This is a genomic window from Saccharothrix carnea (assembly GCF_003014735.1).
Taxonomy (GTDB): Bacteria; Actinomycetota; Actinomycetes; order Mycobacteriales; family Pseudonocardiaceae; genus Actinosynnema; species Actinosynnema carneum.
Map to the genome: position 1 here is coordinate 776147 of NZ_PYAX01000003.1, position 20489 is coordinate 796635.

Sequence of the window (20489 nt, forward strand, 5' to 3'; positions counted from 1 at the left end):
TCGGTCATCGCAGGACCGACGTCCGTGCGACCCGGGAGTTGTCTGCCTTGTTCACGCCTTCTTCTCAGCGACATCGACTTTCTTCCTCGCCGCACCGCCGCGCGGTCGCCGTGACGGCGGTGGTGGCAGCTGCGGCGGGCGGGCTCGCGTTCGGCGGCCCGGTCCAGTCCGCCCAGGCCGCGCACCGCCCCGACGTGGTCCAGCAGAGCCTGGACAAGCTCGTCGGTGTCGACCGGCACCCCGGGGCGCTGACCGCCATCCGGGACCGGCACGGCCGGACCCGCCACTACACGGCCGGGGTCGGCGACCTGCGGACCGGCAGCAAGGTGCCGGTGAACGGCAGGGTGCGGATCGGCAGCGCGAGCAAGATGTTCGCCTCCGTCGTCGTGCTGCAGCTCGTCGGCGAGGGCCGCGTGGAACTCGACGCGTCGATCGAGACGTACCTGCCTGGCCTGGTGCGGGGCAAAGGCGTGGACGCCACCACCATCACGGTCCGCCAACTGCTGCAGCACAACAGCGGCCTGCCGGATTACACCGACTCGATGTTCAAGGCCAAGGGCGACTTCCTGCTGTACCAGCACGTCTACCTCGAACCCCGGGAACTGCTCGACCTGGCGAACGCCAGGGAGAACGGCGTGCCCGCCGGTGGCGGCTGGTCCTACAGCAACACGAATTACGTCCTGGCCGGGCTGATCGCCCAGCGGGTCACCGGCCGCCCGTTCAACGAACTGGTGACCACCCGGGTCATCCAGCGGATCGGTCTGCGGGACACGTACGCGCCCGGGGTCGGAGAAGAGGACATCCGCGGCCGGCACCCCAGGGGCTACCAGCGCGACCCGGCGACCGACGAGCTGGTCGACTTCACGCGGATGGACCCGAGCTGGGGTTGGGCCGCCGGTCACCTGGTCTCCACGCCGGACGACCTCAACACGTTCCTGCGCGCGCTGCTGGACGGGAAGTTGCTCGAACCGGCCCAGCTGGCCCAGATGCGCACCACCATCCCGACGGACCCGAAATCCGGGTCAGGCTACGGACTCGGTCTGTTCAGCACGCCGTTGAGCTGCGGAGGAGCCGCGTGGGGCCACGGCGGCGACATCCCGGGCTACTCGACCGTCAACGCGGCCACCGACGACGGTCGCGCGGCGACCCTCGTGGTCACCTCGCTCAACGGGTCGGTGAAGGACGAGTCCGTCGCCGCGGACCGGGGCGCACTCGTCGACGCGGCGCTGTGCGCCCACTGACGCCCGGCTGAAGGGTCGGTTCCCCTACCCGGCAAGTCGTACGGCAAGGGCTCGGGCGCGGTGCCGACACCGCACCCGAGCCCTTGCCCGTTCCCACCTCCGGTGCCGCCGAAGGTAGTGCTGGCTGTACCGGAAGTGTGCAGTACAAGGGATCGTGAGGCTCCGGGACCACGACGACACTGATCGAGCCAGTGCAAACCGCTCAATTGGGGAGTGTCCCTTGTCGAAGGATCTCAGTCGTCCGACCCGAACCCGCCCAGGCCCTGCGCGCCGGCGCCGCATGGTCGCCGCGGCGATGGCGGCGGTGGCGGTCGCCGGACTCGCGCTGACGGAGGTGGCGTCGGCGGGCGCATCAGGTGACAGGTCGAGGTCGGGTCACGACAAGGCGCTGCAGGCGGGCCTGGAGGCGCTGGTCGCCGACGGGAGGCTGCCCGGGATGCTGATGTCGGTGCGAGACCGGAACGGGCGGGTGACGAACTACACCGCCGGGGTGGGTGATGTCCGGACGAAGTCGAAGGTGCCGACGGACGGTTACGTCCGGATCGCCAGCATCACGAAGATGTTCACCGCTGTGGCGACCCTGCAGTTGGCCGATGAGGGCAAGCTCGCGCTGGACGACACGGTGGAGAAGTTCCTTCCGGGCGTGGTGCGGGGAACCGGCGACGGTGCGGCGATCGACGGTCGGACGATCACGATCAGGCAACTGCTGAACCACACCAGCGGGATGCCCACCGGAGTCCCCTTCATGGGCAACGGGATCCTGCCGGTCAGGGACCGGTACTTCGAGACCCGGGAGATGCTGGACGCGGCGCTGACGCAAGCACCGACGTTCGCCCCAGGACAGGACAGGGTGTGGGCCTACAGCAACACCGGCTACATGCTGCTGGGTCTGGTGGCGCAAAAAGCGGCGGGACGGCCCTTCGCCGAGGTGGTCACGGACAGGATCATCGACCGGATCGGGCTGAAGAAGACGTACTACCCGGGTCCGGGCGACCGCGACATCCGTGCCCCGCACCCCCAGGGTTACCTGTTCCCCAAGGACGACAGGGGCGAGCCGACTGCCGGTGATCTGATCGACATCACGCGGTTCGACCCGTCGATCGCCGGTGCCGCGGGGCAGATGATCGCCGCCCCGAGTGACTTGAACAAGTTCCTGGTCGCCTTGCAGGGCGGTCGGCTGCTCAAGCCCGGTCGGCTGGCGGAGATGCGTCAGACCGTGGACGCGCCCGGCCTCTTCGAGGGTTGGCGCTACGGTCTGGGCGTCATCGAGATGAAGCTCAGCTGCGGGATCACCGCGTACGGCCACGGCGGCGACGCCGACGGCTTCCAGACCCGCGCCGCCATCACCCCCGACGGCCGGGCGGTCACCGTCGCCGGGACGAACGACGAAGTCCGCCAGTACGAGGTCATCGCCCTCTTCGACAAGGCACTGTGCGCCACGAAGTAGGAACCGCCGGGCTCAATCCGCTCACAGGTGGGTGCGGTGGACATACCACCGCACCGACCTGTGGGACTTCGCGAGTCAGGCAGAGCGGCGCAAACAGAGAACCCCCACGTCAGCTGACGCAGTTCACCGCCGCTCGAAGCCGTCGCACGTCGTTCGACTCCTCCGGATGCTCCAAATTTGCTCCACACACCGCGGTGTGAACGGCGGCAACAGGTGCAGGCCTCAACCGCCGAACACGCGGTCCCCACGCGCGGTGTGAAACTCGACCCGCACCGGAAACGCCACGGCCAACCGCTCGGCCAACCGCTCACCCCGCTCGTGCCAGGCCGCCGTGGTCTCCTCGTCGGGGAAGCCCGAGCGCTCCGGATCGCTGCGGTTGTACACGGCCTGGAACTCGTCGTCCCACGCGTCGATCGCCTTCGCCAAGTCCGCAGGTGCACCGAACTCGGCCACGAGCCGCTCGGCAGAGCAGTTGTCGGCGATCACCTCGTCCGCGGTACGGACCCAGAAGGGGAAGCACTCCCACTCCGGCGCCACTCGGACCGAGATCAGTCGGCTCATTCTCCCCATCCCCGGTAGGTCGGATCCGCCTCCGCGCGCGGGTCACGTCGCGCGTCCTTGAAGGGTGTGGTCGCACTGCGGATGTTGGCGCCGACGATGAAGCCGTTGTCGCCCACCGACACCGTGATGTAGTGCGTCTGGCCACCGTACTGGACCTCGAAGATCGGCCGTCCGGGCGGCTTGCCCTGGTAGTAGCCCGTGTACTTGCCTTCGGTGGCAGCTCGGTGCACCACCTCGGCGATCTTGTCCTCGGGGATCCCGGCGGCTGTGAACTCGTCCTTGTGCTTCATCACGTGCGCAAGGCCGGACTCCTTGTTGGTACGCGGATTGACCCCTCCCTCCTCCAGGAAGACGATCTTCCCGTTGGGGTCCCTGCCGATTTCGACGACCTTGTCCGGAGAGATCTTCACGCCGTTGTCCTGAGCTTCGGCGATGAGTTCCTGCTTCTCCTGCTCCCGACGCTGCCGGTCGACCTCGCGCGGATCCTTGTGCTGCGGATCCAGGTCCTTCCGACGGAGCTTGTCGACCAACTCCTTGAGCTTGCGCCAGGCCATGCGCAGTACCTCGGCGAGCCCGTCGAGCCGTTTCGCCACGTTGGAAATGGTCTTGAGCAGCTTGCGCACCACGTCCGCGATCTTGGCGGCGTACTTGACAACCAGACTGGTGGCCTGCGTCGCCACCACCGGCGCCGCGGCACCACCCGTGACGAGAAGTTCCAGTCCCCAGACCACAAGCCTGCCGACCGCATCCGCGACCAGGTCCCGCACGAACTCCCGCACCGCCGCCACGACCTCGCCCATGATCGTGACCACGGCGCCCACACCGCTGCATACCCTCGACGCACCACGCAGCGCATCGACCACTTCTCCGGCACGCGCCCGATACGCATCACCCGCGGCACCACGCCACCCGGCAGTGCGATCATGCGATGTGGTCTCCAGGTCACCGGCCACCCGCTCGACGCCTTCGCTGATGTTCTGCCAGGTCTGCGCGTAGGCGCAGATGACCGGCGGTGTCCCGGCCAGATCGTTCAGCATGTCCTGCAACGGCTGAACGTGCTCGATCAACCACCCGACCCCATAGGACGCCAGCGTGCCCACCGGGTCCATGTAGACACCGAGCGCTTCAAGCCCGGCGCCGACGACTCCCAGGCCCGCCTCGACCCAATCCCCGTTATTGATCCCATCGAGCGCGGCCTGCCCGGCCGACAAAAGGCCGATCCCGGTGATCGCGGTGGTGTCGTCCTCCGGTTTCGCGACAAACGGGTTGTTCACCCCTGCCCCAACCGGTCGAACCGGTCGACGTTGTCGGACTCGACCTGCTCGTGGACCTCGGCGGTCGCCTTCAACGACTCCGCCATCGAGTCCAGTGCCTCCGCCGCCTGGGACTACGCCTCCACGCCCCACTTCTCCAGCGGGTCGAGCATCAGGGTGAACGGCCGGCACAGCACCCCATACGCATCCGCGGACATCGACACCTGACGCGCCGCGTCCAACGCCTGCGCCAACACGCCCCCCTGCCCCCGAACCTGCCCGGCGTGCTCCCGAACCTCACCAGGCACCACCTCGAACACCACCCGAGCCTCCCCGTCCCGTCGGCGGTACGACCAGCAGCCTTTGTACGCCACCGACCCACGGACGACCGTCGGATCGAGAACACGTAACCCAATCAGTCGAACCGACGTGTCACACATGCCCGGATAGCTCTCCAGGGACGGTTCCACGCTATAACGGGTATTACCGATACATGTTGGAGGTACCCATCAGTCGCACAGACAGCTAAGCGCGCCGTGGATTCCCTTGAAGATCTTGGCGTTTCCTGCTTCGACAGGTGGCACGTCCGGATCCAGGCCTCGATCAGACCAGAGTGCCGGTTCAGGACGCCCGCCGGCCCGGCCCAGCCAGACCATCCGCGCGCCGCAATCACACCCGAGACACCCAGTCCAACCACATCAATGAACTGCACCCAACATTCACCGATGCTGGACAACTGCGGCGAAGTGCAGCCAACAAGCTGAGCCTCCCTCTGCCAGCATGGTCCGGCCATTTCTTTGACCAGCGCAAACAGAGAACCCGCACGTCAGCCGGCGCAGTTCACTGCCGTTCGAAGCCGTAGCGCGTCATTCGACTCCACCGGCTGCTCCAGTTTTGCTCCACCCACCGGCGTGTGAATAGCGGCGGCAGGCGTGGAGCTCGACACATGTTTTCACAGGCGGTGCGGAACGTGATCCGCACCCACGGCGCCGTCCACCCGGTCGATGAGCCGCTAGTCTTCGCCGAGCTGGGCATCAGCATGTGGACCTTAGACGTGCCGAACCGGTTGTCGTTCCACGCGACCGGCTAGTGGTGCGTCTCGGAGGGTTGACCCGGTAAACGATCGGTTGGGTTGATCGGCGAGGCTGGTCCCGCATGTCGAGTGCGGGAGGTGGTTGTGGCTCGTCGTCCGAGTGTGTTCGTCAGGCCGTTGTCGATGGAGGAGGGCCGGAAACTTCAGCGGATCACCAGGACCGCGAAGGATCCGGTGCGGCTGCGCCGGGCGATCGTAGTCCTGATGTCCTGCCAGGGCCAAGCGGTCCGGGACATCACCTCGTTGATGCAGGTCAGCGAGGACTACGTGCGGGATGTGATCCACGCCTTCAACGAGCGCCGGTTCGCGGCGCTGGACCCCAAATGGAGCGGCGGACGGAGTCGGACGATCGGTGAACGGATCTGCCTGATCGCCCGCACTGCGCCCGCCGACTGGGCATCACCGCATTCTCCACCTGGTCGCTCGCGAAGCTGCGCGAACACCTGCTCGACCGCGGCACCTTCGCCGCGGTCAGCCGGGAGACGCTGCGCCGCATCCTGCGCGACGCCGGCGTCTCCTGGCAGAGCACCACCACCTGGAAGGCCTCCACCGACCCGGACTTCCTTGCGAATATGCACTGCATCCTCGACTTCTACGACCACTCGCCCGACGACGGACGTGTGATCTCCCTGGACGAGTTTGGCCCCCCTGAACCTGGTGCCGAGCAGAGGGAAAGCCTGGCGGCCCGTCACGTCGCCACGCCGATTACGGGCCACCTACAACCGCTGGCACGGCGTGATGCACATGCTCGCCGCGCTGGACCTGGCCACTGGGAAGATCCTCTACCGGATCCGGCGCCGCAACGGCACCGCGAGCTCCTCGGCCTGCTCAAAGCCCGTAATCAGTGCCGGACCGGCGCTGATCCATATCGGGACTCTACAGGTCGTCGTCCGGAACGAACGGCGACCGACAGGGCCTTCGGAGTAAAGAACTCCGGTGCGACAATAAGTTGAGGAATGGCCGCGTTCGGCAGAAGTCCCCTCATCCGGTAGGTCTCGCGTTCGGCTTGATCCTCATCCCGCACGACGATGCCCTGCACCTTCGATATTGGGATCGGGCTGCGGACAAGGACTTCTGCCTGATCGCTGGTGGGCCACCAGTCCGGATGGCCTGTGCGCCTGCGGTACTGGTTCACATTGTTTGCGAAGAGCATGTCGAAGCCTTCGCGACCACCCGTGATTGGCACCGTGCGGCTGGCAGCGTTGTGCGGCGAGAACTTTGCCTCCGGTTCGTCCAGCAAGGTGATGTCCATAAGGAAGACTATCCAATCAGTAAAAACGGCATCCCTATCCTGGACGACCTTGAGGTACCACACGTTGGGATATTCGATGCTGCAAGAGACGTGGTCGAGGTGGTTGTCCAATCGTTTGGTGTCGGTCGGTCTGTAGAAGTCGGCCGACCGCGTCAGGTCACCGACGGATCTTATCGCCCCGGCCTCGACTACGTGAGGAAGAGCGCTGGACCGGGTGAAGTGGCAGAGGCGGGTGATCCCTCGCCTCCGGGCTTCCGCCGTGATCGCGTTCACCGTGTGGTGGACCTGTCGTAGATGTCCGACTCTTCGCCGGGCAGGAGACTGGTCAGCGATCCCGAGTAAAGGATCACCAGTTCCGTCTTGGCGCGTGTCACCGCTATGTACAACTCGCGGGCCTGTTTCATCATGGCCTCGGTCGCGCCGAAGACTTCGATGCTGCTTTTGGACGGAAGTTCATCCGCGTCGCAGAATGGGAGTACGACAGCGTCGAACTCGAGCCCGCGGGCTTCCGCGTACGGACCATAGAAGATACCCGGACCATAGGCCCAGACCTTCATACCCTTGTGTAGTCGGGTGACCCGATTGTTCCTATCGGAGATGATCTCGATCTCATCGTCCCAGTCATCGTTTCTCAACAGGATGGCGACCTGGTGGATCTTCCTCCTGGATACTTTGCGGTCCACGAGGAGATTCTCGGCCATGTGAACGGCTTCGGCGATCTGCATCGACTTGGAGAACGCCTCGACGAGCAGCGGTGCGTCACCATCACGTTGTGGGGGCAACGGGGAGACGAGTTCGACGTCATCCTTGAAGAACGGCGTATCCGCCACAGCTTCGGCCAAACGCGCGATCTGCTTCGTGTTACGGTAATTCCGGTCGAATCTCACCAGATCCTTCGGCTCGACTAGCAGGCCGAGCGACTTCCAGGACACACGGCTGCCGTAGATCTGCTGGGCGTAATCACCGAAGAAGGTGACCGTGCCGTCCTTCGGGACGATCTCAGTCAACGACCTGATCATCTCTGGGGAGAAGTCCTGACCTTCGTCAATCACCACGTGCCGGTACTGCGGTTCCTTGTGGCTTTCTGTTAGCTTCCGCCGCAGAACGCCTGCCAAGTCGCTCAGGTCGTGCTCATAACGATTCTCGGCGAGCAACTGTCGGTAGCGGATGCGTATCTGGTTCACGATCGTCCGGTCAGAGGGGGCAAGACCGTAGTTGCGGCCGACTCGCTGGACGTGGCCGTTCACGTACTCCGCGAAGTTTGTGATCCCATGCCCGGCCAGCCAGTCGAGCTCGTCCAAGAAGAATCCGACTGGCCGGTCGAGGACGGCTCGGCGCGAACGGGCACGGGAACGTACTTCGTTCACCGCGCGCTCGATGAGTTCCACCCTCCGATCCCTTGGACAGATCAGGAGAGGGTCCGGCGAGAGCGTTCGGATGTAGTCGATGGCAAACTTGTGGTACTGCTCGACCTTGACGTCATCATCAGGTCCGACCAATTCCCGGAGATAGGTTACTAGGGCTCCGTTGAAGGTCACCAACAACGTCTTACCACCACTTTTAGGCATTTTGGACAAGTGCCGTGCGCGGTGTACGGCCATCACTGTTTTTCCGCTGCCCGCCGTTCCCAAGGCGATGCAGTGGCCCTTTTCTCGCATGTAGACGACATCACGTTGCTGCCCAACGGGATCCGGAAGCACTGTCCGCACCGTTCGATCATGGCACAGTTACCTCGTGATGTCCGCAGTTTCCGGCAGCAAGGTGGCTACACGGCGCGGGTCGGATGGCGACTACCGACCCTCATGCTTGCCGATAACGTGATCCGTGCAGGTGAGAAGCGCGAGAAGGCAAGGACTCGCAAGTTCGAGGAGCGCTCGTGATCCAAGGCGTCGCCGACTGACGCGCATGATGATCGGCCGTGCTACTCCGACTGGACTACGTGGACGTGGTCATCGCGTTCGCGCTGTTGCGTCTAACGCCCTAAAAGGCGTCGGCATCGATCCGGCAGCCGAGCGGTCCTGCACCACTTGGTCGACGTTTCTCCGCTCCGAGGCCGAAAGGGCTACGGGCCTGCGGTTTCTTCGAGACCCACCCCTGACCGACGCGCGCCTATACGTGCTCGCAGTCATCGAACAACCAGCCGCCGAATCGGAGTACTCGGCGCCGCTGCGAACCCAGCCGCCTCTGGGTCACCAAGCCATCATGAATCTCGTCATGGACCTCGACGACGCGGACAGTTCCACACGGTTCATGGTCCGCGATCGAGACGGCAGGTATCGGGCATTGTTCGATGACATCTCACCGACGCAGACATCCGGGTCGTTCTCAGCGGTGTCCGGGGTTACCGCGGATAGACACGATCGTGAGCTGCGCCCGAATATCTCGACGAGAACCGCTCGACCGCACGTTGATTCTGGAATCACCGGTACGCCATTCCGGGGACGGACGCCAGCATTCATCACCACACCAGACCGGGTGGAGTCATCAGTTCATACTGATCGTCGATCAGGTGCGGTCGCAGGTCCAGACGGTGGTCGGGGCCTGGCGGGTAGCGGCGGTGCGCCCAGCGGGCCACCGCGACCCGCGACTCCCGTGCGGTGTCGTGGGAGAACTGTGGTACCCGGCGCGACAACTCCGCCGCCTACCCCACACTCGCTCCCGGCAGCAGCAACACCGCGACAACCTCGGCCAGCACCTCGACGTCACACCCGGCCGGCAATCGCGACAGCTCGACTTGCCAGGAGCGTTGCTCCAGGGTCACCAACTCGGTGACCAGGTCGGCCAGTGTCCAGGTGCGGATCCCGCTGCGGCCTAACACCGCCAACAGCGCACACGCGTGCAACACCAACGGGGTATCCCCGTCGGCGCCGACCGGCCGATCGGGCAGATCCGGGGCCGGCACACGCCCGTGCGCGTCGGCCCGCACCGCCTCGGCATACCACCGCTGCCGGTCCGCGGCCTCGCCTACTGCGGACAGAACCTCCACCCAGGCCAGCCTGGGCCGCACCTCGTCCGAGAAGAGTCGCAACGCCGCGTCGATGCGCGCCAGCAGCAGCACACAGATCAGGTCCGGATGCCGCACGGCACCGGCTATCAGGGTTTCCAGGACCGAGGTCCGAGTGCGGTCGGCCGGCGTCGTCGACGATCACCAGCGTGGGATCCCCCGCCGCGGCGATCCGCTCCACCACACCAGCCGCATCATCGAGCAGACGACCCGCCACCCACCCCTGCGGCAGCGCCTCGCCCACGGCCAGCGACAGGCGGCTCTTGCCGACCCCTGCCGGACCCATCACCACCCGCACCACATCACCATGCGGATCTGCGGCGACGCACCAGGCCAGCAGACGATCACGCACAGCACTGCGCCCCCACAACGGGGTAGACGTGAACGGCGCGGTCAACCACCCCACCACCGCGCCAGCCTCAAGCACCGAACCACCCCGTTCCACCGCCTTGGACTCGACCGGTACCGGGGACTCCGGCAACGGCGGCCGCAACGGGCCCAACAACTCGTCACGAGCCTCCCGGCGATCACGCCGATCCGCCACCGCCTGCACTTCGGCAACCCCCGAACACCCACAAGGACGACCAAACCCGTGGTCAACGTCCCGGCGTTCTCGTCCTCCGGCGAGGGCGGGGCCGCACCGGTCGCGGAGGTGGTGACCTGCGGTCCGGTGCGCTGCGCGTCGTCGAGCCTGATCCAGTTGCGCGGCGTCTCGTGGTTGACACCGAGATCCTCGGCCACCGACTTGATCGTCGCGCCCGGCCGGGACCGGTAGAGCGCGACCGCCTCGGCCCGGAACTCCGGCGGGTAGTGCTTCATCACCTTCTGAACGGGCCTCCTGTCCACCCGGATCGTCAGGATCCAAGTGTGTTTGGTGTCCAACATCCAGGGTCAAGTCCGTCGCGCCAATGACGATTGCTGCCGGAACCGAGACGACGTTCGGAGTGCCTGGTTGCGTCGAGCGCGCGTGCACCATCACGCATGCGGAGGCGAGGCGGCACGCGGCCGGCCGCCTCACAGTCCGGGAGAACATCGCCGACCTGTGCGAGGAGTTCGTGGACTACGGCGGGCTGGCCATCGCCGCGCAGCGCCGGCGACGCTCGCGCTGGACGAGCTGGTCGATTCCACGGTGGCCGTGGCCGCGAGCGTCGGTACCGCCCCTTCACTGGTCCCGTATACACGTCACACGCGCAACCAGTCCGCTTCGACTCGTGGGCCGCCTCCATGTGATGCGTCATGTAGGCTAGGAGCCCTCTCGGCGGTGCCACGTCAGTGGTTCTCCCAGCCGCCGGTGATCTACAGGGAGCCAACGTGAACCTGCCTGCGCCCAAGGGGCACCAGCGTGACGTCGTCTATCTGCCTGGTCGCGGACATCAAGTAATCCTCGGTACCGCTGGCACGGGCAAGACCGTTATGGCGATCCACCGCGCTGCGCACCTCGCGGACACCCGCACGCGGAACCACGGGCCAACGTTGTTGCTGACGTACAACAATTCACTGGTTACATACTTGCGCCATCTGGCCAACCGGTTGCCTGGTGTCACCATTGAAACGTATGGCAAGTTTTCCCGCGGTTACCTGGCCGCTAAAGGTTTGATGGGCTACAATCAGATTGCCACTCCGGACCTACGTCGACACTTTGTCGAACAGGCCGTCAAGACAACAGCGATGACTCACGGGACGAACCCGTTCCTGGAGCACGCTACCGATTTTTTCCTCGATGAGCTCGAATGGATTGACGGACACGGTCTTGCCACTGTGCAAGACTATCTCGACGTGAAGCGGGCCGGCAGAATGGCGCCGCTCCAGCAAGGTCAGCGACACACTGTCTGGGACATCCGCACGAACTACCTGAAAGCACGTCGCGCAGGAGGCCGCCCCTACGACTGGGCAGGCCTTCCGATGGTCGTGCGCGCTGCGCTTGCCGTAGATGCCGAAACCCGCCGGTACAAGCACATCGTGGTCGACGAGGCCCAGGACCTGTCACCGGAGGCCATCCGCTCACTGGCTGAAGCCATCCCAGAAGATGGCAGCTTGACGCTGTTCGCCGACTACGCGCAGCAGATCTACGGACAACGGGTGTCCTGGCGCTCGTGCGGGTTGACCGTCACGAAGGCTGAGCTGTTCCTCGACAACTACCGCAACAGCCCTGAGATCGCTCGGCTCGCGATCGCGATGGCGGACATGCCCCACTTCAAGGACTCGGCCGACTTGGTCGAACCCCGCGCTCCACAGCGGGCGGCCGGAGCGAAACCCACCCTCGTCCGTTACTCGTCACCAACGGCCGAAGCGGCGGGCGTCGCCACCAACGCCGCCGACTTCGGCAAGTTCGCACGAGTCGGTGTACTCGCGAGGACCAGGGCGGAAGCGCGCCAAGCCGTGGCTGGAATCGCCGGCGTCCGCATGCTGCACGACAACATGCAGAAGTGGGAGATCAGCTCTGGCGTCTATGCAGGCACGTACCACTCCGCCAAAGGACTCGAGTTCGACGTGGTATTCCTCCCCTTCTGCGGCGCGAACCGGTGCCCGGACAGTGACACTGTCGCCGCGTTCGGCTACGACGAGGCCGCAAGCCGCGAGAGTCGCCTGCTTTACGTGGGTGTCACGCGGGCTTGCGATGAGCTCATCATCACTCACACCGGGCAGTTGACGCCGCTGCTCCCCGCTGCGGACTCTGGCCTCTACCAGGTGACGACATGACCGAAATCAACTTCGAAGTTGCTGAAGCACTCAGGGCGCTGCCGTTCACGCGACTCACCCACTTCACCCCGTCGCTCAACCTGCCGAGCATAGTCGCTGACGGGGAGCTCCGGAGCGTCAAGGCCCTGAGGGATGATGTCCGGGCTTGCTACCGAGCCACCGACCTGCAGCGCCTGGATGGCTACCCAGATAAAGTGTGCTGCAGCATCCAGTACCCCAACGGTTATTACTTCGACATCGCCCGTCGGAAGTCTGACGTGATCAATTATCCCGATTGGGTCTGCCTCTTGCTGGACAAGGATGTCGTTGCGACCGGAGGAACGCTATTCTCGCCACGGAACGCCGCAGCCGCCGGAAAGCGCCCTGCGCCAGGAGCGGCAGGTCTGCAAGCCTGCTTCGCGCCGTCGGTACTCGGTCAGGGCGGACAGACGCGGACCCGTGGTCCGCGGCATGATCCCCGCAGTCCAACGGATGTGCAAGCCGAGGTGCTGGTGACAGCCCCAGTGCCGCTATCGACCATCCATGGGATCGTGTTCCCCACTGCTGCAGCGGCCGAGGAGGAGTACGGACGGTTGGACCGATTTGGCGTGCTGCTACCCGACCATGTGCAGTGGATCATCTCACCGGGCATGTTCGACAAGATCGCGATCGCTAACGCCGTTCGATTCGGGCACGGCCTCGAAGAAGCCGTGTGGTTGTCTCCTTCGCATCAGGCTGAATCCTCATGACCCCGACTGCTGAAACGTTGACGCGCACCGCGCGAGGCATTTTCCTTGGCGCAGCGGTCGGCGACGCCTTGGGCTGGCCTCAGGAGTTCAGAGGCGGACTCGTCGGAGGTCAGAAGGAGCGCGATCGGGCTACCCCTCGATCTGAATTTCGCGGTTGGGTCCGCAACGCTGGTCACTACTCACGCCGTTACCGGGATCCAGTCCGCGCGGGAGAGTACAGCGATGACACCCAGCTGCTACTTGCCACCGCAAGGTGCTGCCTTGCAGGCGACCGGTGGTGGGAACGTCTCACCGAGGTCGAACTTCCAAGCTGGCCCCTATACCAGCGTGGCGGCGGAGGCGCGGTTCTGAGGGCCGCCGCGTCTTGGTCCGAAGACCGTCCCCCATGGCATAGCGATTCCGCTCGTACGCGTAGTGCGGAGGAGCGCTACAGGAATGCCGGTGCCAACGGTGTCGCAATGCGTATTGCCCCCCACGTGTTGTGGGCCGACGGACCTGAAGATCTAGTCCGACGGGTAGTGAGAGACGGTATTACGACCCACGGGCACCCTCGAGCCTTGGTCGGCGCGTTGGTCTATGCCTTTGTCCTCCGCCATGCAGCGTCTTCAGTTGAACTACATGGGTTCGGCGACAGCGTTGGCGCTGCTACTGCAGGCTTGATCGACGTAGAACAAGTGCTTCCAATGCTGCCTTCCGGCTGGGGTACCGCTCAGCAGCTTGATCGCTTTGCAAGCACATGGATGGATACGAACAATGAGGCAGAGCAGCTTCTTGACAACATCGCCCACTCCTTGAGCCGTGGCGCGATGAGTAATCCAAATTCAACGCTCGAACAACTCGGTTGCACTGACCCAAAGGTCAACGGATCCGGCACAATATCGGCTGTCGCAGCAGTCTACCTCGCTAGTCGATTTGCTGCACGTCCACAAGGTGGCCTGGTGTCGGCGGCTTTTCTTCGCAAAGGCGACACGGATACATTGGCTTCCCTTACGGCGGCGATACTTGGCGCGCTGCACGGGGAGCAATGGCTTGGAGATCTGCGGCACGCTGTGCAGGATGCACACTATGTCGGCGGCCTTGCTGAGAGCGTTGCTGCACGGACGGATCTCCCTCTGAAGTGGCCGACTCGCCCGCCTCGAGTGTTGCGTTATTCACTACTGAAAAGCCTGCTCGATCCGCACGCTCCCGGAGGGGAGTTTCCCGATGGTCGTCAATTCATCGTTCGAGATGTAGAAGAGCTTTCCGGCAGTGGGATTCGGCGTGCTCAACTCACCCTCGACGACGGTCAAACCGTATTTGTCGACGTCCGAGTCGATCCGAATGAGTCTAGCCACCGTCGAGCTGGGACTGACACGGATCACCGAGGTGCTGAACCTTCAAGCAATCGTGAAAGAAAGCAGGCCCGACAAGGAAGTCGGGGATCCGAGAATTCCGCGACCTCGGAATCACTGGATGAGATCGCGCCTATTCGCGTGGGCACTGGGGTGGTCCTCGCCACTGGGCAGCTTGCTCGAACCGCAGGTTTCTACGCTCGACTCATCGGCTGCGACATTCGAGCGCGCGGAAGGTTTGCCGAAGTAAGTTCAGGACTCCTGCTTCACCAGGTAGAATCGAACGAACTCATCGAGACCTCGGGAGTAACGGTCCGCGTCGCGGTCGATAATCTTAAAGAATCCCTACGACGCATGGGCCTGGAGGTTCCGCACAATCGTCGTGATGAGATCATCGAGCTGACAGATCCTGACGGTCGTCGAGTGCTTGTCAATCAGATGATTGTGACGGTAACACGATCACAGGAGGTGCACTGGGATCGAATTGATGCAAACGACTTTGAACGCCTCCTAGTGCGGTTGCTGGAACAGTCGGAAGCCTATGAACGAGCAGGTGACACTACCTCTGGGGACGAGTTCGACACTGGCATCGACGGGCTCGCTTATGTTCGCACCAACGAAAACCCTGCCGATTCTGGACAACTGGTGATTTTTCAGGCGAAACACTCACCTAATCAGATGGTCAGCTTGGCCGAGATTGAAGATCTCGTCAACGTCAAGCTCCACCATTTCGACCGTGGATCAATCGGTCGCCTGGTCATTGCCACTACTGGATCATTGTCGCGCACTGCCGTTAGATGGGTTGAGAAGTACAACCAGGACAAGCATCCAATGAGTATCGGCGTGTGGTCCTCGAATGATCTTGAGATGATTCTCCGCAGAAAGCCTGAGATCTTGGCAGAGTTCGGACTGCTGGGCTAATGCCGAGGAGTGCGATGTAGCCGAGCAGTCCAGCCACAGGCAGCCGGTGATGATCCTGTGTGACGGGCGGCCAGCGATCGGGCACCGCCGGATGTCGTGCGTTCATGCGGCAAGCACCTCTTTGCCGGCCGGCGTCGGTAGTCGGTGTGGAGAAGTTCGGCGAGGTCGTCCAGCAGCAGTGACACCGCGTGGGTGGCGTGCTGGCGGACCATGCCGTTGCACTTGGCGCTCTCGCCCCGGCCCCGACGTCATCACCGGGGCCGGGGCGAGAGCGAGCGAACGTGCCGCCCACGCACGAGGCGAGCGGGGTGAACGGTGCCGGATCATGCCGCCAGGCCTCCGTGTGCCGGCCCTAACCGAGGTGGTCGGCGGACCGCGTCGAACGGAACTGCCCGAGGTCGGTCACGCTCGCTGACGACCCGCCTGCGGTCTTGTGCAGTCCGACATCACCTGAGTTCGACCAGCCGTGCCTTACCTGCGGTGTGTCCTCCATGGCCTGGGCCACGCTATTGACGCTCGTTTGGGTGATCTTGGCTCGTGTTGATTGGGTTTCAGGATTCATGAACCGATCTCCGTCTTGTTGAGGTGATCTCGGTTGGCGTGAAGACGGGGGGTGCGAGTTGGCGCTGTCAGTCGTGCGGGATGTGGGTGGCGTGCGGCAGCCCGCGAGCGCGGAGGTGAGCTAGCGGATTTCGAAACCAGGCTGTGCTGGCGCGTGCGTCGGCGGGCGTGTCGGACGACACGGTCCGCGGCGAGATCTCCAACCTCCAGCAGGTACGCGAATGGTTCGGCCGGCCGTTGTGGGAGATGGAGCCGGCCGATGCCGACACCTACTTCGGGCGGGTGCTGCGGCGAGCGGCGAGCAGGACACGGCACGCCCAGGGCCTGACCAGCCAGCCACGCCTGCTCGACATGATCACGATGGACGTGGACGTACCGCATCGTGGTGGCCACCCACGCGTGCCCGAGAGTCTCTCGGATCGCGACCAAGCCCATTCCGCTCAGATACAGCTGCGACGCACAAAAGTGCCGCAAGACGTGCGGAGTCAGCCCGCCCGCCCAGCCCGGCAGATGCGCCCGCGTCGCCTCACTCAGCGCGCCGCGCAGGCTGCTCTTGCCCAACCGACGTCCCGCACCGCCGCTGCGGCGCTCCGAGGGGAACAACGGCGCGCCCTGCCGGGTGTGGTCGTCCTCGAACTGGCCCCACACGTCCTCGACGTACCAGCGCAGCGTGCGATCCGCGCCGTTGATCAGCGGGACCATGCGCTCCCGTGGTCCGGAACCCTTTGCACCCTTCCCGTAGCGCACATGGATTTGCCGAACCGGCCCAACTCCCACTTGACGTCGGCCAGGTCGAGGTTGCGTACCTCGTTGGCCCGCAACCCGACCTCGGCCATCAACCGGGTCGCGGCGTAGTTGCGTGCCGTCGGTGCGAACTTCCGGCACGCCAACAACTCCTCAGCCCCAACCTCGGAACAGCCGGTCCACCTCCTCGGGCTGCGGCGGAATCCGCAGCCGGGCGTCCTTGCCCCCCTTCGGCCGGTTCATCTCGTCGATCGGGCACGCCACGACCCGACCGGTCATCGCGTGCAACTCGACCGCCTGCCGCAGCTCCAGGAATGTGAAGTACGTCCGCAGCGCCGCCGCCCTAGGCGGCGGGCCGGCGGGAGGGGCTGGTCTGAATGCGGTGGCACATGCGCCTGGCCTCGGCGAACCGGGGCATCTGGAAGGCCTCGGAGCTGCAACGCCTGCTGGCCGAACGCGGTCTGGTGATTTCGGCCGGGAAGATGTCCCACCTGTGGTCCGGGCAGCCGGTCTCGCTCAAGCTGGACGATCCCGATGTCATCTGTGTGGTGCTCGGTTGCCCGATCGACGAGCTTCTGATCCCCGAACCCGACCAAGGTCCCCCAGCCGGTGCGCGACGAGCAGCCAGAGGCCGCTACGGGTTCGGCGGCGCGGCCGATGCGAGTTGTGCCGCGTCGCCGGGACGGTCGTTCCCTGCCACCGGCCTGAACGACGGTGGCATGAGTGATGGTGGCGCGTGACGGCACCGGGCCGAAGGTCGCCCGGACAGTGACCAGCTGTGCGGAGTGCCTGGCGTGGGGTCTGACCTACGCCCAAGGGGTGTGTCTGGCTTGCTACACAACTTCTCCGCGCCGCGGTTCGGACACCACGTCGGTGATTGCGGTGCATGCGGCAGGCGGGCGCCGTTGAAGGACGGCTACTGCCGGTTGTGCTGGTGCCAGGCCCGCGAGGACCGCGCGGTGCTCGCTGAAGACGCGCGGTCGCGGGTCGTGCTGGCACCGTATCTGCCGCAGGTGCGGTGGCACCAACTGTTCCTGGTCGGCATGACCCAGCGCCGCGTCCGCCCGCGCACCACGCCGCGCCGACACGGATTGAAAGGCCGCCCTCCCAAGTCGGCCCCACCGATCGCAGCCCGACCCAGCGTGATCGGCATGCAGTTGCTGCTGTTCGACGACCTGCCTGGCCGCGACTATCGCGTGGTCCGGGTCGACTTGCGTAGCCAACCCGCCCCCGGACAACCCGTGGCTGGCCTGGGCGCTGCACCTGGCCCACCGGCTCGCCGAGGTCCGCGGCTGGGCACCCAGCGTGCGGCGCGGCATGCAACGCACTCTGGTCCGGCTGCTGGCCCACCACACCGTTGGCGAGCATGTCCGTGCCTCGGACGTGCTCGTGGTCGCGTCCGGCTACAGCCCAACGCCGACCACGTGCTGGAGATTCTGTGCACGATGGAACTCGTCGTCGACAACCGGCCCACGACCTTCGACGCGTGGCTGGACGCCAAGCTGACCAGCCTCGCCCCCGCGATCGCTCGTGGGACCGGCCGATGGGCGCGGACTCTGCACGACGGTGGCCCGCGCAGCCGGCCCCGAACCCCGACCACCGCTGCCACCTACCTGCGACGGGTGCGTCCGGCCTTGGTGGACTGGTCGACCCGCTACGACCACCTGCGCGAGGTCACCCATGACGACGTGCTTGCCCGCATCAGCGGGTTGCGCGGTGAGGCACGCCGCGGCACCGTCACCGCGCTGCGGTCGCTGTTCAAGTGGGCACGCCGCAACAGCGTCATCTTCCGCAACCCGGCGACCGGCATCCGACTGGGTAAACGGGACTACCCAGTCTGGCAACCACTGGTTCCAACCGAGATCGCTGCTGCCGTCGCGGCCGCGACCACTCCACACGCGCGAGTGTTCGTCGCACTGGCGGCGATACACGCCGCTCGCCCCGGCCAGATCCGTGCACTGCAACTCGACGACGTCGACCTCGCCGGTCGGCACCTGAGAATCGCCGGCCACGAACGACCCCTGGATGACCTCACCCACCACGTGCTGCACGAGTGGCTGGCCTACCAGGCACACCGCTGGCCGAACACGGCCAACTCACACCTGCTGCTCAGCAGGGAAACCGCGCTGGGCCACGATCCGGTCAGCCATACGTTCGTAGTGAACCTGCGCGGACTGCCGGCCACGGTCGAACGCATGCGGATCGATCGGCAACTTGAGGAAGCACTCGCCGTCGGCTTCGACCCACTGCACCTGGCCGCCGTCTTCGGCATCGCCGAGACCACAGCAGTCCGCTACGCCACCAACGCGCGTCAACTCCTCGTACCTCTCACGCCACGGCTCCGTCTTCGGCGGCAACCCCAGCCTCCACATGAGACACTTGGCGCTGCCGGGACCAGAGTTCCCGATGCGAACGCCTGAGTGCAACGGAACCCTGGCGATTCAGGACGGTGCGGAAGACGAGGACGTCCTCGTGGGCGATCAGGTGCAGCGGCAGTCCGGCCTCCCGCTGCTTGCGGATGAAGTCGCGCTGGAAGAATGACCCGCGGGCCACGAGGTCGGTCTCGGCGGCGCGGGCGAGCAGCGCGACGTTGCGCTCGACCGGGATCAGGCCGGCCGCGCGTCCGCAGGCGAGGATCTGCGAGGGCAGGTCGATCAGCTCGGCGTGCTCGCGCCACGGCCGGATGGTGATCGTGATGTGCCCGCCGGGCTTGAGGAAGGTGCGCAGCGCGGCGAGGATGCGCGTGAACCCGGCCAGCAGTCGGTGGTGGCCGATGTTGGCGAGGTTGCCGCGGTCGAGGGTGTTGCCGTAGAGGTGGTGATACTTCTGCACCCCCGCGCCCGGTGCGACCGATACCTGCCCGTGGGTCGAGGGACCGTAGGGCGGGGAAGTCACCACCAGCGCCGCCTGCCCGACGTACTCCGGCGGCAGCAGCGTCACGAGCTGGCGGGCGTCGCCGTGGAACACCCGCGCGTCGATCCCCTTCTCACCGCCGACGCCCTGCTCCCGCGCGACGTCGAGATTTGCGTTCGCAACCTCGACCCAGTGGGGTTCGTACTCCACACCGACGGCGCGGCGGCCGAGCCGGACGGCCTCGACGAGCGTGGTGCCGATACCGCACATCGGGTCGAGCACCAGCTCACCCGGCTTCGTGTAGTGGGCGACGGCGTGGCGGACGACCTCGGGCAGCATCTTGGCCGGATGCGCGGTCGACTCGGGCGTGTACTTGTTCTTGCGCTGGGCGGCGGGCGAGGACTGCGCGGTCGTCCACACCGACACCGCGGGCGGCTCCGCACTGCCGTTCTGCTCACCGCTGTCCACAGAGTTGTCCACAGCGGTGGGCATGGTGTCGAGCGCGACGATGAGCGCGTTCGGGATGCGCTGGGTCGGCTCGTCGTCGACCGCTGCGGCGGTCGTGGCGGAGGACTCGGCGGCGGGCTGGTGGGTGGTGTCGTGCGTCACGGGCGTGCCTTCCTGGCGGAGCGGTCCGGGGTGGGCGAAGTCGTCGTTCGGCGCGGAGTCGGGCGCGGTGTTCATCGGAGGTCTTCGCGCTGCGAGACCGCGTACGTGGACGCACTCGGCGACGCCAGGGGCGTCGGCTGGTGGTCGTGTGCGACAACCCGCGAGTTCTCGCGCCCGGTGTGGACGTGCCT

At 65.4% G+C, this 20489-nt stretch carries 19 protein-coding genes; 9 read left to right on the forward strand and 10 right to left on the reverse strand.

Translation table 11 applies throughout. The features are described 5' to 3' along the window. The first annotated feature begins 119 nt into the window (after positions 1 to 119). Positions 120 to 1241: a serine hydrolase domain-containing protein gene (locus B0I31_RS11910; protein WP_245949818.1), complete on the forward strand. Its 1122-nt coding sequence runs from the start codon at positions 120 to 122 to the stop codon at positions 1239 to 1241. A gap of 280 nt (positions 1242 to 1521) precedes the next feature. Continuing rightward, entirely contained in the window at positions 1522 to 2688 is a 1167-nt protein-coding gene (locus tag B0I31_RS11915; RefSeq protein ID WP_106615349.1) for a serine hydrolase domain-containing protein, read from the forward strand. Positions 2689 to 2910: 222 nt separating this feature from the next. Here the strand turns inward: B0I31_RS11915 and B0I31_RS11920 are convergent, their stop codons facing one another. The 3 genes from B0I31_RS11920 to B0I31_RS40540 form a co-directional block, all read right to left on the reverse strand. After that, positions 2911 to 3174, reverse strand: a complete 264-nt coding sequence (locus B0I31_RS11920) for a hypothetical protein (protein WP_146173821.1) — start codon at positions 3172 to 3174, stop codon at positions 2911 to 2913. Between the two features lie 71 nt (positions 3175 to 3245). Continuing rightward, a complete protein-coding gene (locus B0I31_RS11925) occupies positions 3246 to 4523 on the reverse strand; it encodes a WXG100-like domain-containing protein (RefSeq protein ID WP_106615351.1) in 1278 nt (425 codons plus the stop codon). Between the two features lie 113 nt (positions 4524 to 4636). Further along, on the reverse strand, positions 4637 to 4825 hold the full coding sequence (locus tag B0I31_RS40540; protein WP_181320109.1) for a type VII secretion target: 189 nt from the start codon (positions 4823 to 4825) through the stop codon (positions 4637 to 4639). Positions 4826 to 5448: 623 nt separating this feature from the next. On the opposite strand from B0I31_RS40540, the gene B0I31_RS40545 reads away from it, so the two are divergent. Next, the gene (locus B0I31_RS40545; protein ID WP_181320110.1) at positions 5449 to 5592 is read left to right on the forward strand and encodes a hypothetical protein; all 144 of its coding nucleotides are present in this window, start codon (positions 5449 to 5451) and stop codon (positions 5590 to 5592) included. A gap of 126 nt (positions 5593 to 5718) precedes the next feature. Beyond that, entirely contained in the window at positions 5719 to 6219 is a 501-nt protein-coding gene (locus B0I31_RS41670; RefSeq protein ID WP_425444359.1) for a helix-turn-helix domain-containing protein, read from the forward strand. A 217-nt stretch (positions 6220 to 6436) separates the two neighbouring features. Here the strand turns inward: B0I31_RS41670 and B0I31_RS11940 are convergent, their stop codons facing one another. The 4 genes from B0I31_RS11940 to B0I31_RS11955 all read right to left on the reverse strand — a co-directional run bounded on the left by B0I31_RS11940 (position 6437) and on the right by B0I31_RS11955 (position 10670). Further along, the gene (locus B0I31_RS11940; RefSeq protein WP_181320111.1) at positions 6437 to 7120 is read right to left on the reverse strand and encodes a DarT ssDNA thymidine ADP-ribosyltransferase family protein; all 684 of its coding nucleotides are present in this window, start codon (positions 7118 to 7120) and stop codon (positions 6437 to 6439) included. Next, a complete protein-coding gene (locus B0I31_RS11945; protein WP_106615354.1) occupies positions 7117 to 8556 on the reverse strand; it encodes a 3'-5' exonuclease in 1440 nt (479 codons plus the stop codon). The genes B0I31_RS11940 and B0I31_RS11945 overlap by 4 nt, the downstream gene beginning before the upstream one ends. A gap of 932 nt (positions 8557 to 9488) precedes the next feature. After that, positions 9489 to 9929, reverse strand: coding sequence for a hypothetical protein (locus B0I31_RS11950; protein WP_106615355.1), 441 nt, complete (start codon positions 9927 to 9929; stop codon positions 9489 to 9491). Between the two features lie 315 nt (positions 9930 to 10244). Next, on the reverse strand, positions 10245 to 10670 hold the full coding sequence (locus B0I31_RS11955; RefSeq protein ID WP_181320112.1) for a transposase: 426 nt from the start codon (positions 10668 to 10670) through the stop codon (positions 10245 to 10247). A 492-nt stretch (positions 10671 to 11162) separates the two neighbouring features. On the opposite strand from B0I31_RS11955, the gene B0I31_RS11965 reads away from it, so the two are divergent. Genes B0I31_RS11965 through B0I31_RS11975 form a run of 3 tightly spaced genes read left to right on the forward strand, consistent with a single transcriptional unit; the run spans position 11163 to position 15531 of the window. Then, complete coding sequence (locus B0I31_RS11965) at positions 11163 to 12551, forward strand: 3'-5' exonuclease (protein ID WP_181320113.1); 1389 nt, start codon at positions 11163 to 11165, stop codon at positions 12549 to 12551. Further along, positions 12548 to 13279: a DarT ssDNA thymidine ADP-ribosyltransferase family protein gene (locus B0I31_RS11970; RefSeq protein ID WP_106615359.1), complete on the forward strand. Its 732-nt coding sequence runs from the start codon at positions 12548 to 12550 to the stop codon at positions 13277 to 13279. Before B0I31_RS11965 ends, B0I31_RS11970 begins: the two co-directional genes overlap by 4 nt. Continuing rightward, positions 13276 to 15531 carry an ADP-ribosylglycohydrolase family protein gene (locus tag B0I31_RS11975; protein WP_106615459.1) on the forward strand — a complete coding sequence of 752 codons (2256 nt, stop codon included), beginning with the start codon at positions 13276 to 13278 and terminating at the stop codon, positions 15529 to 15531. The genes B0I31_RS11970 and B0I31_RS11975 overlap by 4 nt, the downstream gene beginning before the upstream one ends. Before the next feature lie 558 nt (positions 15532 to 16089). Here B0I31_RS11975 and B0I31_RS41675 read toward each other — a convergent pair. Together B0I31_RS41675 and B0I31_RS42555 are read right to left on the reverse strand one after the other, a co-directional pair. Beyond that, positions 16090 to 16977, reverse strand: a complete 888-nt coding sequence (locus B0I31_RS41675; RefSeq protein ID WP_342751476.1) for a tyrosine-type recombinase/integrase — start codon at positions 16975 to 16977, stop codon at positions 16090 to 16092. A 12-nt stretch (positions 16978 to 16989) separates the two neighbouring features. Beyond that, entirely contained in the window at positions 16990 to 17115 is a 126-nt protein-coding gene (locus B0I31_RS42555) for a hypothetical protein (RefSeq protein WP_281262290.1), read from the reverse strand. A gap of 110 nt (positions 17116 to 17225) precedes the next feature. Between B0I31_RS42555 and B0I31_RS11985 the strand changes: the two genes are divergently transcribed. Together B0I31_RS11985 and B0I31_RS40550 are read left to right on the forward strand one after the other, a co-directional pair. Beyond that, a complete protein-coding gene (locus tag B0I31_RS11985) occupies positions 17226 to 17576 on the forward strand; it encodes a helix-turn-helix domain-containing protein (protein ID WP_245949820.1) in 351 nt (116 codons plus the stop codon). Positions 17577 to 18260: 684 nt separating this feature from the next. Further along, entirely contained in the window at positions 18261 to 19256 is a 996-nt protein-coding gene (locus tag B0I31_RS40550) for a site-specific integrase (RefSeq protein ID WP_181320114.1), read from the forward strand. On the opposite strand, the gene B0I31_RS11995 is transcribed toward B0I31_RS40550, so the two are convergent. After that, the gene (locus B0I31_RS11995; protein ID WP_181320115.1) at positions 19165 to 20373 is read right to left on the reverse strand and encodes a TRM11 family SAM-dependent methyltransferase; all 1209 of its coding nucleotides are present in this window, start codon (positions 20371 to 20373) and stop codon (positions 19165 to 19167) included. The two genes, B0I31_RS40550 and B0I31_RS11995, sit on opposite strands and share 92 nt — an antisense overlap. Positions 20374 to 20489: the final 116 nt, after the last annotated feature.